The sequence below is a fragment of the Trichococcus sp. genome (genome assembly GCF_049589555.1).
Classification (GTDB): domain Bacteria; phylum Bacillota; class Bacilli; order Lactobacillales; family Aerococcaceae; genus Trichococcus.
Window position 1 is genome coordinate 1 of sequence record NZ_JBAWAZ010000376.1, and the last position, 16,795, is coordinate 16,795.

Below are 16,795 nucleotides of genomic sequence, written 5' to 3' on the forward strand. Positions count from 1 at the left end.
ATATTGAGGTTACTGTGGACAAATTCTCCATCAAGTCAGTTTTGGCGGCTTTTCTGCCTGTGATTCGAACTGATTTCCCTGCTGACATTGTTATTGCAGGTTATTTCTGAACCTAAATTCAGTGCTGCATTTATTATACTTCCAAACTCAATACTTCCTGCAGGGTCGGGATGGATTGCATGCCGCCTGGTCGCGTCGTCACCAATGCGGCCACACGATTGGCGAACAGGCCCATCTCGCGTATTTCATCCAAACTGCATTCTTCCCAATCAGCCTTGCCGGCTATCTGATAGAGGAAGGCCCCGATGAACGAGTCGCCTGCCCCTGTCGTATCAACCGCTTTGACGCTGATCCCTGCAACACTGGCCTTCTCGCCTTTGAAGTACAGATCCGCTCCCTTGCTGCCTTTTGTAAAGATCAGCAATTTCGGCTCCGTCTTCAGCAATGCTGCTATCCCATCCGCTTCCGAATCCATGCCTGTAATGAAGGCCAATTCGTCGTCGCTGATTTTCAGGATGTCGGCATACGGCAGGAATTGCTGGATCGTCTGCTTCAGCATTTCCGGATCCGGCCAGAGATTCAAGCGCACATTCGGATCAAAAACGATTGTCCCGCCTGCCTGCTGCATTTTTTCCAGCGCCGCAAGATGCGCATACTTTACGGGTGCTTCGATCAGATCGACCGAGCAAAAATGCAGGATGTCTGCAGCCGTGAAAACAAGCTCATTCAGCTCTTCCTTGTCCAACAGCATATCCGCGCTGGGATTGCGGTAGAAACTGAATTCGCGTTCCCCATTTTCCTGGAGCGACACAAACGCCAACGCTGTGTTTGCCTCAGCGGTCCGGAACAGGTGACGGGTATCCACCTGATTCTGTTTGAGCACATCGGTCAGATAATCCCCGAAGGCATCCTGGCCGACTTTGCCGATGAAGCTCGCGTTCCCGCCCAGACGGCTGACCGTCACCGCGACATTCGCGGGCGCACCTCCTGGTTGTTTGGTGAAACCCTGGACCTCTTTCAAGGGCACTCCGATTTCACTCGGGAAAAAATCAATCAGTATTTCTCCAATCGTGTAAACTCTCCGCATAACGTCTCCTTCATTCCTAAAATATTTGTCCGGCACAGCTAACTGCACACCCGATTAAATGAAGGGCGTAAAAGTTGCTTCCTCAAATACCGCTTTGCCGCTGCACTCAAAGGAGATGCCCGTCGCTGTCTCGGTTGGATATACGTTTGCGGTCATGACCGCTTCGCCGTTCTTCTCAAATACTTCAACCGACGAACTGTCCAAGTAAATGGCGAGTTCAAGATGATCGCTCTTTCCGGACAATGCTACTTTCCGGCTTACAGGAGGGTGTGCTTCCTCCCCCTTCAGTTCGATGCCGCTTGCGGATCGATCGATTCCCAATTCATTCTTTGCTTTGTCATAGTAGACTATGGTTCTTTCGTTCTCGTTCTCACGGAGATGGATGGACAGTTTTTCCAATTCGGACGTGTCCACTTTCAGCGTCAGCAATCCGCAATCCCCTGCGATACCAGGGATTGTTTCTTTAGCATCTGCCATCGTGATCACCGGGCTGATTTCTCCCTGATTGTCACTGTTCGCTACGATGCCGATCGGATATTGCTTCAACTTGCCATCTTCCCATTTCAGCTCTCTCGGGATCGTCATCGATCCTGTCCAGCCGTGGCCCAGCTCATCTGTAGGGAAATTTCTTCCCCACATCTGCATCCAACCGATGCAGATCCTTCTGCCTTTGTCGTCCTCAAGGCTTTGGGGAGCATAGTAATCCAAACCGTGATCCAACTCTTGATAACTTTCCGGGTGGAACTGTTTCGTCGTCCAATCCACCTCGCCGACAGCCAATACCGACGCATTCAGATTCTGATAATCATCCCCAGCCTGCGGCCATTGCATCGGCGAGAAGATCAGGCAATCTTTCCCATCCAAGCGGAAGAAATCCGGGCATTCCCACATGATCCCTTGTTGCTTGTTCCCCTTCAGGAAGACGGAGGCAAACTCCCATTCCACCAAGTCAGCAGATTGGTAAAGCAAAATCTGCCCTGTCTCGTCGCCAGCCTTGGAGGCGACTACCGTATAGTACATGCCTTCGTGTTCAAAAACTTTAGGATCCCGGAAATCGATCTGGGAAGCATCTGCCGGTAAAGCCGCAACCGGGATGACCGGATTTTGCTGCACTTTCTCGAAGTGCAGACCATCCTCCGACACCGCCAGGCACTGCACCTGGTGATGGACGCCTTCTTCATTGGCTTCGGTCACGCCTGTATAAAGCAGATACAGTTTTCCGTCCCGCTCGATGGCGCTTCCTGAGAAACAACCGGACCGGTCATACGCTTGATCCGGCGCCAAGGCGACAGGCAAGTCTTCCCAATGGATCAAGTCCGTCGACTTCATGTGGCCCCAGTGCATCGGGCCCCATTTCGCATCATACGGGTGGAATTGATAAAACAGGTGGTACGCCCCTTGGAACTGGACGAAGCCGTTCGGATCGTTCATCCAGCCCACTGGCGGTGATGCATGGTAGTGATTCCGGTAAAGAGGATTCACCGACCCTTTATTTTCTGCTATGTATCGGTTGGCCCGATCGGTTGAATAGGCCGCTTGACTTTGGATATTCACGCTACCCCTCATTTCTTGGATTTGTTTTGTTTTCTTTATTGCTATTTATTGTTTGACAAGTATGTATCATAAGCTTCTTGTTTGATTTGCATCCATTCTTCCAGTCCCAAACGGTTCAGCTCTTCTACATAGGCATCCCATTCTTCGGCAATTTTGCCGTTAGCGATCCATTCTGCACGTTTTCTGTTGACGAACGGCATCAAATCCGCTTCGATTTGAGCAATCCGGTCTGCCTGTTCCAATGACAAGAATACGCGTGGATAATTGAATTGATTATGAACATCTGCTAAGTACGTGTCTTTGAAGATATCCAAACGCCATTTTGCATCATCAGGCATTGTCGTCACAGTTCCGTAGTATTCATCCAAGATTGCCAAAGGTCCGCCAGCTTCTGTTTTTTGGCGCAATTCGCCTGGTGCAGTGCCTTCCAACGGCAGATGCTTCAACGAATTGGTAGCTTCTACATATTCAAAGATATTTTGCTGCGTCTCATCTCCGTAAGTGCCCCAGTTGTTCTGCACAGATTGGATCGGCACGTACATTTGATCTGCCCATTTGGCAGTCAATTCCAGATTTTTGTTGGCGCTTGTGATTACGAAACGGTCACGGCTGAATCCGAAGCCGTTCGTACGCGTAACATGTTTTTCTCCGCTCGGACCAGCCAGTGCAGGAAGCGGCTCGTAGGAATCATTCGCTCCCGAAACGTTGGCTTTATCCCATGAGAAATACACGCCGAACAGTTGCTCTTTCCCTTTCGCCACGTAGGCATTCCAATCCTGTTCAAAAGCTTCCACATCGATCAGGTTTTTATTGTAAAGGTCGTTGAAATAAGTGACGCCATTTTTGAATTCTTCGTTGTCGGCAGTAAAGTCGATTGTGCCGTCATCATTGACTACCAAGTGATCATCGTTGTCGCCGATGCCAAATGCGCCGAAGAGGAACTTCATGTCTTCATTTCCGCCATCGTTGATGAAGGACATCGGGATTTCATCCGCTTTGCCATTGCCGTTCGGGTCTTGGGTTTTGAATGCTTCCAATACAACCATCAATTCTTCCGTTGTTTGCGGCATCTCCAAGCCCAATGCTTCCAACCAATCCACATTGATCCACGGAATATCATTTACGGTATGGATGGACTCTTTATCCTGACCCAATTCTTCGATCCATGGCAGGGAGTAGATATGGCCGTCCGGCGCTGTAACCATGGCCAAATATTCCGGATTTTCGTCCAATACTTTTTTGAAGTTCGGCATATGTTCATTGATCAGGTCTTCCAAGGGAATGATGATGCCGTCTTCCGCCCAGGAAAGCAGATCATAGTCGCTGGCGCCGGCATTCCACATGGCATCAGGCAAGTCGCCGCTGGAAATGTCCAGATTCCGTTTTTCAATGTAATCCGAAGAATAGTTTTTCCATTCGACTTGCACGCCCGATTGCTCCTGCAAACGCTGGAAGATCAACTTCTCATTCGGATCAGCCGGTGCCAATGGCGAACTGGAAGTGGACATCTTCAAGGTCACTTCTTCCTTCAAAGGGAACGATACATTGGTCAATTCGTAATCGGGGGAAGAGGCCCCGCCGGAAGAACCGCATGCTGCTAAAGTCAAAACTGTTGCTGTGGATAATAGTGCTGTGCCAAGGTATTTTACTCTCATTTTGTATTTCTCCTTTATAGTGTATTTATTTTGTGTTGCGTATTGCCTAACCTTTGAGTGAACCTGCCATCATCCCTTTATCGAAGTACTTCTGGAAGAATGGATACATGATCAGAAGCGGTAAGCTGGAGATGACGATTGTTGAGTATTTGATCAGTTCAGCCAACTGGGCCATTTCCGCCATTTGAGTCGCCGATCCGATCATATCTTGTTGCGGTTGGTTTTGAATCAGTATTTTTCGCAGCACAATTTGGAGTGGCTGCAGGTCTGCATCATTCAGGTAAATCATGGCATCGAAGTAAGAATTCCACTGACCCACGAAAGCGTAGAGGAACAGCACGAAAATGATTGGTTTCGCCAATGGCAGCATGATCTTAAAGAATATCTGCAGTTCATTCGCGCCATCAATGATGGCTGCCTCCTCCAACTCGGCGGGCAATTGTTGAAAGTACGTCCGGGCCAAGATAATGTTCCAAACATTGATTGAGCCTGGAAGGACAATTGCCCAGACGGTGTTCAACATGCCCAGGTTTTTCACTAATAAATAAGTAGGAACCAACCCGCCACCTATGAACATCGTGATTATAAAAAAGATTGTTAGCGGTCGTTTGCCTACCAGTTTTTTTCTTGATAAAGGATAGGCAGTCAAGATCGATACCCCCACGGTCAATGCACTGTAAGTGAACGAATAGAAAATCGAATTCACAAAACCTCTTATGATTGCCGGGTCCTTCAGCACTCGATTATAGCCATCCAAACTCCAATTCGCAGGATTCAGACTCAGGCCTTGTGAGCGGAGAATGAAGGGATCCATGAAGGAAGCAATCAATACATACAGCAATGGCGATAGAGTGATCAATACCAGAAGCCCTATCAGAATGCGGTTCAGCAGCAGGACACTGCGGTCAAATTTTGTCAACGTTATCATTTTGTTCTCCTCTCTCTCTATAAAGCCGCGTCATCAGTGCTTACTTTATTTGCTATCATGTTTACGGCCAACAGCAAGATGACATTGATGACTGTATTGAATAACCCGACTGCCGTTGAATATCCGTAATCCCCCATTTGCAATCCGACTTTGTAGACGTAGGTCGAGATGATCTCCGAAACAGGCAGGTTCATAGATGTTTGCATCAGGAAAGCTTTCTCATAACCAACGTTCATGATCCCCCCGACAGAAAGGATGAACTGGATGACCATGATCGGGCGCAGCGCCGGAAGATCGATGTACCAGATCCGGTACAAGATATTGGCGCCGTCCATGTGAGCTGCATCGATCAGATCTTGGCTGACGTTTGCCAGTGTGGCTGTGTAGAGGACCGATGCCCAGCCCATTCCTTGCCAAATGCCGGATAGGATGTACAAAGTCCGGAAATAATTCGGGTCGGTCATGAACGTGATCCGCGAACCGGTGATGGTTTCAATAAATCCGTTGATGGGGCCATCTGCGGCCAGGAACATGAACAGCATCCCCACAACAATCACCAAGGAAATAAAGTTCGGTGCATACAGAATCAGTTGGAATCGCTTCTTCCATTTTGTGCTGATCAGATGATTCAAGGATAATGCCAAGAGGATCGGCGGGAAGAACCCCAAGATCAGTCCGTAAATACTTATTTTGAGCGTATTCTCCAATAACACTGAGAAGTTCGGTGAGTCGATGAACTGTACGAAGTTTTCCACTCCCACCCATTCGCTTCCCATGATCCCACGCAGCGGGTTGTAATCCTTGAAAGCCAAGAGAATGCCGTACATCGGGAAATATTTAAATACCAGTGTGAGTAACAGTCCCGGCAACAGCATATAGTAGAGCATTCGGTGCTGTTTGATGAATTCCCATTTTGTTTGTGTGCCCTTTGGTTTGATGCTTGTCTGGCTTTTTTTCATGACTGATCTAACTCCTCCTTTTAAAAAATTGAAACGTTTCCACTTTGCTTCAAAAAAAATGTAGAAAGGTTCTTATTCGACAATTGAAACGTTTCCACTTTAGTTCAAAAAAAATACATCCTGAAGAATCGGCATGCTACTTTTGAAATCGGTGCGGTTGATCGATAACCAACCTGCCCGCGATTTCAGAAATAGGGAAACGTTTATTCGGTAATTGAAACGTTTCCACTTTGCTTCAAAAAAATATGTTTTTGATTTAAACATATAATAATTCAGTAACCGTTTTCTGTCAATACCAAAAACATATTATTTTAAAATTTCATTTTTCGTCGTCGGCCCTTCTATGTAATGGACAGGCAAAGTGATCTTCGTTTTGACGGGTTCGCCATCGATCACTTGGATGATTTTTTCGACTGCGGCTTTGGCCATCAAATCCACAGGCTGACGGATAGTCGATACGATCTGTTTGCGCCCTGCTTCCATCTTGATGCCATCACACCCGATGATCTGCACTTCTTCCGGCACTTTGCGTTTCATTTCATCCAAAATTTCCAGAATATCCAAAGCAATAAAATCTGTGTGGGCAAATACGCCATCCACATCCGGATTTTCTTCGAAAAAGGTTCGTATCTCCTGTTTGAATTCCACAACTGGGTCTTCACCATCGTAGATGGCATACGGAATTCCCATCAGCTCAGCTTGCTCTTCAAAGCCGTCCCTTCTCTTTGTCGTCTCGCTAGGAAAGCGTGAATGCGTTCCGACATAGCCGAGTTTTTTACACCCCTTCTCGACCAGCTTTTCTGCTGCTAGCTCACCTGCATGAAAGTTGTCCGATGTGACGCAAACCGTTTCTTCCTTGAAATGACGGTCAATGGTGACGAAAGGCAAATGCGACGAAACAAAACTGTCCAAATCCGAATAGGTGATGCCGATGATGCCGTCCACTTTGTTTTCTTGGACCATCTGGATATACTCCAGCTCCTTGTCATTGCTGACATCGGAGTTGCACAACAGCATCTTGTATTTATGTTCAGACAAATTCCGCTCCACATAGTAGGCGAACTCCGAAAAAAACGGATGCCAAATCGTCGGAATGATCAATGCGATTGTGTGCGTCTTGTTCATCTTCAGGCCACGCGCATAGGCATTCGGAATATAATTCAACTCTTTCATCGCTGCTTCCACTTTTCTGCGCGTCGATTCTTTTACGGCTCCGGAATTGTTCAGCACACGCGATACGGTACCGACACCCACCTTGGCTAAAGCAGCTACGTCTTTCATTGTTCCCAATTGAAACACCTCCTTTCCTGTATACACTTACAATCTAATTATCATGATAGCAGAGTCAACAAAATATGTATAGGCGCCCACACAAAAAATCCCGCCATTAACCGAAAACCGGTCATGGAGCGGGATATTTTTTGTTTAATCCGCTTCGTCGTTCAGTATCGCCTCTCTGCGCTGGAATTGGTGCTCACTGAGTATTCTGAAGTGGTGCTGCAGTTCGGGATCGTCGGTCTTGTCGGCCATCTCCAAAAGCAGGTGGCCGTTGATGTCGAAGTCGCAGAGGGTACCGAGTGCGGTCTGGACTTTCTTCATCTCTTTGATGGTTTCCTTGTCCTTCTCACCCATAATCGGAGCGAGGTAGGTCGCGGCATAACGCAGTTTCTTGGCGTTGATGCGCAGGCTGTGGGTCTGTTCATGGTTGGAGAAGTCGACTTCTTCCCACTTGCGCATCAGTCGTTTCTTCATCTTTTCAATTTTCTTGATTGTCGCTTTTTTCTGCTGGTCATCATCCAAGTTGATGGATTTCAGGAATTGGGCAGTTGCGGCTTCCGCATCCAGGATGCGTTCGGTCAAGGCGCCACTTGTGATCAATTCATGGATGCTGTCCTGTTCGCCTTGACGCTCTTCCATCAACCAAGTCATGACCTGGCCGTCCTCGGCCAGCATATCCGGATACAAACCGCGCAGTTCGCGGCATTCTTCCATCAGCACATCCAGCTCGCGCAGGTATCCGAAGGTGGTCGCGATGTCACGCCAGTCTTCGCCCGCTTCCCGGTAATATTTCTCCTCGCCGTTCGCTTTGTTGAAATTCAACAAAGCCCGCAGTTGGCGGATCGCCACCCGCAGCGCATGCGCCGATTCCGGCTCGCCCGGATCCTGTTGGTAAGCCGCATAGGCATGCTGAACGCCTGCCATCTGTTCGTTTATGATATCGGCGTACAAAGTGTCTTCGCCCTCGCCCTGACAGCAATCCGCGGTCCCTTCATGCTTATCCGCCGCATGTTTTTTATCGAAGACGTCTGCGTGTTTGCGTTTCGCTGATTCTCCCGGCGCCAAAAGCCACTCCAGATTGCCGATCGGTTCCGCGGTCAGATCGACCGTGAACAATGCAACCGCCCCTTTTTTGAAGGGAATCGCCGCACCGATCAATTCTTTCGTCCAACTGCTCATATACGGTTCGTGCCCGACAAGCGCCAAGGTGAAGCCATCCTCCTCCTGTTTCAACGCTTCTATGAAGGCAATGTAATCACCGGTCGCCAAAAATTCCTGCGGTTGGATCTCTTCGACAGCCGTGGCTTCAGCCACCAATTCAGCTGTTTGGCGCGCCCTTACCAACGGGCTCGTCCATATTTTCAAATTTCCGCTCTCGGTCAGTAAGGGTGCGATGTCGGGCAGAAACGCAGTCAGTTCCTCCACTCCTGCTTCCGTCAGTTTTCTGTAGAAGTCATCCCCTTCAGGCGTACGCTCTTCCGCGATTCCATGCCGAATCAGTATCAGTTGTCCTCCCATACTGCTCATCCTCCTTTATATTGGCCTCTTTCTTGCGGCTACCAGATGATGATTTGTAACCGTTCTCTCATTGAACAGTATACCATTTTTAAGCAGAGCATGTGAAAAAAATCCCCCTCTTTTTCAGAAAGAGGGGAACAAATTGTAGCTTATTGAATTATTGAAAATGCGTATTGGCAGCACTTTTCTCGAGCTAATTTAGGTCAGCTTCATCCTTTTCCATTTGCCGGACCGGAAACGCATTGCGATCAGGAACCAACGGATGATCTGATCCAACATGACAGCCAGCCAGGCGCCGAGAATGCCCAGTCCGAGCACCTGCACGAAGAAGGTGGCGGCTGCGACGCGGATGATCAATATCCCAAGGAAAGTCGAAATCAGCGGGAAAATCGTATCCCCTGCCCCGCGCAGCGAACCCGCAACAATCAGTTGGTGCGACTGGAAAGGCTGCGTGATTGCCGCAACCCGGATGGCAATTGCGGCATTCCGGATGATTTCTGGATCGCTTGAATAGAAGCTGACGATGTACTCGGCTCCGAAGAAGAAAGCCACTCCAATGATCGCGCCCCACAGGCTGCCGATTTTAGCGGTCCGCGAGGCATAATTTTCGGCCAGGTTCGCGTCACCGGCTCCCAGTGCCCTACCAACCAAAGAAGATGCCGCGATCCCGAAAGCCTGTCCCAGTGTGAAAGACAGTGACAGGATATTCATGCCGATGTTGTGGGCGGCAAAGACTACAGTCCCCAAGCCCGAGACGATCTGGATGAACAGAATCATTCCGGAACGCAGCACTAGTTGCTCCAACGCTGAAGGCAGTCCGATTTTCGCCAAGCTTTTCATCGTTTTCATCGAAAAATGGAAAGGATGCGCGAAGGAAAAATTCAGCTTGCTCTTGCCGGAACGCAAGTAACGGATCAGCAGGAAGCAGGCGACCGTGTTGGCGATGACTGTCGAAATCGCTGCGCCTTCGATGCCAAAGGCCGGCACTCCGAACAGTCCGTAGATCAGCAAAGCATTGCCGCCGACGTTCAGGAAATTCGCGCGCAAGTTCACGCCCATCGGAATCTGCGTTTCACCGATCCCGCGCAAAGAACCGGAAATGCTGAAGTTGAAGGATTGCAACAGGTAGCTGATGCAGGTGATGCGGAAATACAGCCGCCCAACTTCGACTGTATCCGGCTGCGCACCCATGAAGGCCATGATCTGATCGGAATAGACAAAGGCAGCCAGGGCCAATGGGGCGGAAAGGATCATGCTGATGATCATGACATGCTTCATGACGTTTTCCATCCGATCATGTTTACCGGCTCCGAAATAGCGTGCGATCAAGGCCGTGCCGCCGACGTTCAGCGCCTGAACCACCGCCAGCCCAAGGAACAGCGGTTGGTTCGTCACCCCAACCGCCGAAACGGCTGCCGCAGCGTAGGCATGGTCCGCGATGTTCCCCAACATCATCATGTTGATCATCCCGAACAACGAGCTCAGGACCAGTTCAATCAGAACCGGCCACGCGATGTTCATGATTTCCTTGTTGATCGGACTTTTCAGCTGCTTTATGTCCGCTTGCTTCTCTTCCCCCATAACCAACCTCCTACGACTCGTGCTCTGATGCAAAGCACCAAACACTCACTTGTCCATCCTCATTCTTTCTTCAAGTATAGCATATTTTTGAGCAACTATTCTGCTTATAAATTTCTGTTCAACAAAGTTTCATAATAGGCCTATCCCTTTCACGAGAACAGCGATCAGGCAAAGACCTTTAAATATGCTTACAAACTTTTTGTCGTATGACTGCCCAGAACCCACTACTACTTCGATGATCAAAAAAAAAGCATACCACTGATCCGATTCGGGATCAATGGCATGCTTGGGAGCAGGCTGGCTTGTTCAGTTTTAGGCGATTTTGCCATCCTTGCGTCGTTTCGCGAATTCGGCAGTTGCAGTGAAGAGGACATCCGTCGATGAGTTGAGGGCTGTTTCGAATGAATCCTGAAGGACACCGATGATGAAACCGACACCGACTATCTGCATGGACACATCGTTCGGGATGCCGAACAGGCTGGCCGCGAGCGGGATAAGCAGCAGGGAACCACCGGCAACACCCGATGCCCCGCATGCGCTGATTGCTGCCAGGATGCTAAGAATGAAAGCTGTCGCGAAATCCACAGGGATATTCAAGGTATTGACCGCCGCCAAGGTAAGGACGGAAATCGTTACCGCCGCGCCGGCCATATTGATGGTAGCACCAAGCGGAATAGATACGGAATAAGTGTCCCTATCCAGTCCAAGGTCCTCGCAAAGCGTCATGTTTACGGGGATGTTTGCAGCGGAGCTTCGTGTGAAGAAAGCTGTGATGCCACTTTCCCGCAAACATCTGAAGACAAGCGGGAACGGATTGGAACGGATATAGATGTAGACGATGATCGGGTTGACTACCAAAGCCACGAATAGCATGCATCCAATCAGGACCGCAAGCAATTTCCCATAGCTCAACAGGACGCCGATTCCACTTGTCGCGATGACATCGAACACAAGCCCCATGATCCCCAATGGTGCGAAGGCAATGACGATTCTGACCATTTCCGTCAGCGCATCAGAAACATTTGACAACATCAGCTTGGTTGAAGCTGCGGCATTCTTCAGAGTAAAGCCGAGCATAAGGGCCCATGACAAAATGCCGATATAATTGGCATTGTAGAGCGCCTTGACCGGATTGTCCACGACGTTCAGGAGCAACGCCTTCAGGACTTCCACAACCCCGCCTGGAGCGGCGACATCCTCGGCCCCGGCGCCCAAGGTCAAAGTAACCGGGAAAATGAAGCTTGCTACCACGGCTACGAGTGCCGCCAAGAAGGTCCCTAAAAGGTAGAGCACGATGACGGATTTCATGTTCGTCTGTTGGCCTTTTTTGTGCTGCGAAATCGCGGATGCAACCAAGAAAAAGACCAGCATCGGCGCGATTGCTTTCAAAGCGCCGACAAACAGAGCTCCAAAAATAGTGATCGGTTTTGCTGCATCCGGAACCGTTACGGCAAGAATAATACCTATGATAAGACCGGCGATGATACGTTTGACAAGGCTCAACTTGTACCAGTGATTCATTAATTTATACAATTCAAATTCCTCCTGATTTATGCAAAAGTAATAAAAAGATGAGTACGCAGAATTGTATATTACCATAATTTAATCTATCAAGGAACAAAACCTTTAAATTTCCGGTTTAGAGAGACACATCAACAGGGCCACTTCCAAGACTGTTTCTGCCTTTTTGAGCACTTTTTGAAAATTCCTCTTTTCTGATTGTTCGAAAAGCGTTATAATATCATTTATGGAGAATTACTCAAGTCCGGCTGAAGAGGACGCACTCGAAATGCGTTAGGTGTCGAAAGGCGCGCGGGGGTTCGAATCCCCCATTCTCCTTCATAATGGTTTTCGATGAATACAGTGGTTTTTAGGAAATCTTTAGTTAAAAATAAAAACGCCTATCTCCCGATGATCGACTTAAACCAATTGCAAGTAAATAGGCGTGCATGTGGACGTGGAATTGACATGGGCAACGCTTTGACTACTCTCAATCGAGGGTAGTTTTTTTGTGCTTTCGGCCTAGTTCCTCACAGTCTGACCTCGTTCTACTAGTATGCAAGCAGAAATAAGTCTACTCCGCCCTGAGAGCGCGGAGTAGACCAGGGCCTAAACCTACTATTAAATTGTTTCAAAATTATAAAACCCCTTGTTATTAAGTCAAATTTAAGTTAATTTCATTTACTGATCATTCGAGAATAAAGTTGTTTTTCTTCTTTTAAACTCATCTCTTGAAATTTGTGTCCACTATCTCTCAAAGACTTAAGGTTTGTCCACTTAAACCCCATAAGAAATCCCATTCACTAATAATAATATTCCTCCAGTAAAAAAAAAATCGATGCATTTTTTTGCCTTTCTGACTTATGCTTGAATTTTACCACTGTGAAACTAAATGAAAAAATGTGAACCATACACATACGTCATATCATATTTCAAAGTCTCTAAATTTAATATTGAAAAATAACTGGAAAAATGAAGTGGCGGCTTTGTTGTATCATATGATAATTTATACACCTTCTATTAGGTAGGTATTGACTTGGAGTCCACTTCAAGTGTTAATCTGAAACAAAAGAGGATCGATTCCGTTCCCCAGACTATTCCGAGAGAAGGCTGCATGATGGCAAAAGTAATGAAATTGATGATTGACGGCATTGCCTATACTGCCGCTATGCCAGAGAACACGGTTACGGATGTGTTAAGTTTTCAAGGACCAATTGAGCTTCAATTGAAAAGATACGCTGATCAGGAATATTACGCACCCTTAACACATCCATTGCCGGTTTTTAATATACCGATGACTAGCAACGCTCGTTCTGGTGGGCTCTATTGTTATCAAGGTTTCGGTGTTTTGTCCATTCTGTTCAATGATGCACCGTTGCATCCGTACGAAGCTGTGCATCTCGGCGACATTAATGAAGATATCCGCTCCCACTTGGCAATGGCGGGCAATACCGTCAGCGCCAGAATCGAAATCGTTTTTGCTTGAAAGCAATGATTCGAAGAGTCCACGGTTAGAATTGAAACCGAAACACAGCAACGATTAACTAACGCACGGAAAATCATATCTTAGTATATAGAGATTTTCGGTGCACTCTTTTTTGTCCTCCTTCCCAAAAGGACCCCTTTACTTATTCTTCATGATCGGATATTCTCTTCTGAAATATCCATTATCCACATCTTGCCCCCAAATGATGGTTTTTCATGGACATCAGCAGTTTTTTACTTTACACTTAAAAAGTATTTTAAGAAAAAATTAAAGGTTAACATTATTATGTTACCTGCAATATAGTGGCGAATCCGTTGTTTGTACATAGCTTGAACTCGCCTGTGCGCGAGCCTGTCTGATTTCCCGAAATGGCAGGCTGCATCAACTAAATTGAATGGAGTGGAATGATGGGAAAAAAAATAAGTCAAAAGAATCGGACAAAGCGGCGGAGGCTCGGTACGCTGATCGGCATCCCGGTACTGCTTTTCGTATCCGGTATCACGCTGCTTTCCTTGGCTTTTTTTGATAATATCTCCTACGCTTTTTACTTGTCACGGATGTTCTTTCCGCAAGATGTCGCGATCGCGCAGACGAATCTGAGCGACAGCAGCACGGTTTTTGAGGATGCAACAACGGCAAGCCAAGTATCCTTCCCGAAATATGGAGATGAATACGGGACGTTGAGTGTGGATGCGGCAGGCATCGTCTCGCCTGTCTTTGTCGGTGACGACGCTACGCAGCTATTGTATGGCGCCGGCCAATATTATGGTTCCGTATTCCCCGGGGATATCGGAAACACTGTCATCGCCGGGCACACCAATTCCGTCTTCAAGACGCTGGGCGAAGCGCAGCTTGGCGATGCTATCCGCCTTGAGCTGACCTATGGAACCTATGTGTATCAAATCAGCAACATCGAAATCAAGAGCGGAACCGACCAGAGTATTCTGGCACCTTCCGAAGATCAGATTTTGACGCTGTACACTTGTTATCCTTTCGACTACATCGGTAACACACCTGACAGATATGTCGTGACCGCAAGATTGGTCGAAGGCAAACCGCTGTCGGAAATCAATTTTTAAAGGAGCACCTTGATGCGAAACATAAAAAAAATAGGCAGAGTGATCCTCAGCTTTCTCCTGATGTTTGTAGTGGTCGCCTTGATTGGAGTCATCTTCATGAAGCAGATCCTGCTGAGTGCAAGCGACCTCAATCAGCAGTTGGATGACAGCCCCTACTACACCCAGGTGGAGGAAAGTCTGTCCGCTACATTCAAGACATTGAGTCTGGAAACGTCGATACCAGAGGCAATTTTCGTGGAAGCCGCGATGGATCAATATGGTCTGCAGCAGCTTGCCCGCGCTAACAATGATCAAGCCCTCAACTATCTGATCGATCCTGACGCACTTTATGCAGCGACGACTGATCGCAGCATGTTCGAAGAGCCTGTGACGGCTTATGTTCAGAGTTATGCCGCAGAGAACAACCAGCCGTTCGATGAAGGCTTGCAAGCTCAGACTGCTACTATAATCGATGAAGCCACCGCCATTGTTGGTAGCCACACTATGTTGTTCAATCTGGATAATGTCATTGCTTTTCCGCAATTCCAGACCGTCCGCAAAATGCTGCAAACCGTTCTTGCTTATTTCTATCTTGTACCACTGGCCTTCTTTTTGATCGCCGGGGCACTCGTCTGGTTGAACAGGAAACTGCTTCACCGCTCCCTGATTTGGATCGGCAGCGGCTTGGTTTCCGGATCCGCCTTCGTCATCATTCCAGCGATTGTGGCATTGGTTCTCAAGATTCCGCAACGCATCACCGTTTCAGCGGATTACATCAACACCGCACTGCGCACGTTAGCTCTGCATTACACTACATTCCTCCTAGGCTCAGGCGCACTGGTCTTCGTTTTGGGAATTGCCTGCCTAGTTGGCTATAGTCTGATCAGCAAGGCCAAACGAGCTGCTTACCGCCGGGATCGCGCTTATGCGGCCGAAATGGAACAATACTGATTCATCATCGGCTGACAGATGTATTGAAAGGAGGTGAAAAATATATGAAAAAAGTTATCGTATCTCTTTTGTTTGCATTCGTGTTGTTCTTCGGAACACAACCGAATGTTGCTGCTGCAACTGAAAATGATATCATCTCAACTTTGGAAGCAAGCAGCTTGCCATCCAATTATGTGCAGCAAGCAAAAAATTATTTGATGTCCAATGATGTGACTGCCGAAGAAGCAGATCAGATCATCATCCACATCAATAATGCGCAAGCTGTCGTGAATGCACGCGGAGCGAAAAGTGTAAATCAGCTAACTCAAGCTGATGGACAAGCCATCTTGGCTGAGCTTACTGCTGCTGCTGCAATTTTGGACATGACTGTTACCATGAATTCAAAAGAAATTATCATTTATGGTGCAGATGGCACTGTTGTCGCTACTTTCCCGACAAAGGGGAATGATGTCAAACAGACTGGAGCAAACAATCTCTACTTGGCAGGCGGAATCTCCTTGCTGGTAGCTGCAGCTGGAGCAGCTGTTGTTGCTAAAAAAAGATTTCAATTTGCAGTGTAGGCTTAAGCGCACGTTGCTGAGTTTGCATAAACGATTGTAAAACACCCTTGGATAGAAGGAGCGCCCATCATGGACCTCCCCTATGCACGGGTGTTTTTTTGTGCGGTACTATCCAATCAGTGTGCGCGGCTCCGTTCAGTCAAAATAGCCCGCCGGAAAAATCCCGGTAAGCTGCCTTAACTTCCGCATAGAGATCTGGGTAGGTCTCGCTCAACGAAGACAGGATACCTATCGCAAGCTGGGAACTGTGGATCGTCTGGATTTTATGGACCCGGATGTAGGAGACTTCCGCATTCAGGCTAAGTTTGAGATAGCGTTCTTTTTCGACTTTGATGTCGTGGACGGGATCGATGTTCTGGCTAGCGGAAACTTTCGAAATCGGAAAGGCTGTGAAATCGCACGGCAACGTATCATATTCCGCACCGATGATCAGGAACGGGCGCGATTTAAAGGCAATCTTGTTCGTTTCAAGGTCATGGTAGGCAAAACGGGTCTTCACGATGGCACCAATGTAGGCTTGCGTTTCGTTCATGGCTTCAGCACCTCCCCTTCGAAGTTCTCCAGTTCATCCAAATAAACATCAAACAACGAGTCGTAGATCCGCACTTTTTTCGCATCCTCGCGGATATCCGCAAGTTCCAGCAGTTTGGGTTCAGCAGATTCTGCCGCCGGACCCGTCC

Annotated in this window: 14 protein-coding genes and 1 tRNA gene; 5 read left to right on the forward strand and 10 right to left on the reverse strand. The window is 47.9% G+C overall.

Annotated features, from left to right (window positions below):
- Nucleotides 1-133: 133 nt before the first annotated feature.
- The 9 genes from WBV27_RS13030 to sstT form a co-directional block, all read right to left on the reverse strand.
- Nucleotides 134-1,087: a carbohydrate kinase family protein gene (locus tag WBV27_RS13030; protein ID WP_424202556.1), complete on the reverse strand. Its 954-nt coding sequence runs from the start codon at nt 1,085-1,087 to the stop codon at nt 134-136.
- A gap of 54 nt (nt 1,088-1,141) precedes the next feature.
- Nucleotides 1,142-2,641 (reverse strand): glycoside hydrolase family 32 protein, encoded by a 1,500-nt coding sequence (locus WBV27_RS13035; protein ID WP_424202557.1) that lies wholly within the window; start codon nt 2,639-2,641, stop codon nt 1,142-1,144.
- 41 nt (nt 2,642-2,682) lie between these two features.
- Nucleotides 2,683-4,296 carry an ABC transporter substrate-binding protein gene (locus tag WBV27_RS13040; RefSeq protein ID WP_424202558.1) on the reverse strand — a complete coding sequence of 538 codons (1,614 nt, stop codon included), beginning with the start codon at nt 4,294-4,296 and terminating at the stop codon, nt 2,683-2,685.
- A 46-nt stretch (nt 4,297-4,342) separates the two neighbouring features.
- Nucleotides 4,343-5,224 (reverse strand): carbohydrate ABC transporter permease, encoded by an 882-nt coding sequence (locus tag WBV27_RS13045; protein ID WP_086943609.1) that lies wholly within the window; start codon nt 5,222-5,224, stop codon nt 4,343-4,345.
- Between the two features lie 17 nt (nt 5,225-5,241).
- Nucleotides 5,242-6,162 carry an ABC transporter permease gene (locus WBV27_RS13050; RefSeq protein ID WP_424202567.1) on the reverse strand — a complete coding sequence of 307 codons (921 nt, stop codon included), beginning with the start codon at nt 6,160-6,162 and terminating at the stop codon, nt 5,242-5,244.
- Nucleotides 6,163-6,489: 327 nt separating this feature from the next.
- Nucleotides 6,490-7,464 carry a LacI family DNA-binding transcriptional regulator gene (locus WBV27_RS13055; protein ID WP_424202568.1) on the reverse strand — a complete coding sequence of 325 codons (975 nt, stop codon included), beginning with the start codon at nt 7,462-7,464 and terminating at the stop codon, nt 6,490-6,492.
- A 144-nt stretch (nt 7,465-7,608) separates the two neighbouring features.
- Complete coding sequence (locus tag WBV27_RS13060) at nt 7,609-8,979, reverse strand: CHAD domain-containing protein (RefSeq protein WP_424202559.1); 1,371 nt, start codon at nt 8,977-8,979, stop codon at nt 7,609-7,611.
- Between the two features lie 198 nt (nt 8,980-9,177).
- A complete protein-coding gene (locus tag WBV27_RS13065) occupies nt 9,178-10,560 on the reverse strand; it encodes an MATE family efflux transporter (protein ID WP_424202560.1) in 1,383 nt (460 codons plus the stop codon).
- 312 nt (nt 10,561-10,872) lie between these two features.
- Nucleotides 10,873-12,093 (reverse strand): serine/threonine transporter SstT, encoded by a 1,221-nt coding sequence (gene sstT / locus WBV27_RS13070; RefSeq protein ID WP_424202561.1) that lies wholly within the window; start codon nt 12,091-12,093, stop codon nt 10,873-10,875.
- Nucleotides 12,094-12,309: 216 nt separating this feature from the next.
- Between sstT and WBV27_RS13075 the strand changes: the two genes are divergently transcribed.
- The 5 genes from WBV27_RS13075 to WBV27_RS13095 all read left to right on the forward strand — a co-directional run bounded on the left by WBV27_RS13075 (nt 12,310) and on the right by WBV27_RS13095 (nt 16,115).
- Nucleotides 12,310-12,399: transfer RNA gene (locus WBV27_RS13075), tRNA-Ser, on the forward strand.
- Between the two features lie 778 nt (nt 12,400-13,177).
- A complete protein-coding gene (locus WBV27_RS13080) occupies nt 13,178-13,546 on the forward strand; it encodes a cyclophilin-like fold protein (RefSeq protein WP_424202562.1) in 369 nt (122 codons plus the stop codon).
- Nucleotides 13,547-13,953: 407 nt separating this feature from the next.
- A complete protein-coding gene (locus WBV27_RS13085) occupies nt 13,954-14,625 on the forward strand; it encodes a class D sortase (RefSeq protein WP_424202563.1) in 672 nt (223 codons plus the stop codon).
- Between the two features lie 12 nt (nt 14,626-14,637).
- Nucleotides 14,638-15,555, forward strand: a complete 918-nt coding sequence (locus WBV27_RS13090; protein WP_424202564.1) for a hypothetical protein — start codon at nt 14,638-14,640, stop codon at nt 15,553-15,555.
- Nucleotides 15,556-15,599: 44 nt separating this feature from the next.
- On the forward strand, nt 15,600-16,115 hold the full coding sequence (locus WBV27_RS13095) for a hypothetical protein (RefSeq protein ID WP_424202565.1): 516 nt from the start codon (nt 15,600-15,602) through the stop codon (nt 16,113-16,115).
- Nucleotides 16,116-16,254: 139 nt separating this feature from the next.
- On the opposite strand, the gene WBV27_RS13100 is transcribed toward WBV27_RS13095, so the two are convergent.
- Nucleotides 16,255-16,647, reverse strand: a complete 393-nt coding sequence (locus WBV27_RS13100; protein ID WP_424202566.1) for a hypothetical protein — start codon at nt 16,645-16,647, stop codon at nt 16,255-16,257.
- Nucleotides 16,648-16,795: the final 148 nt, after the last annotated feature.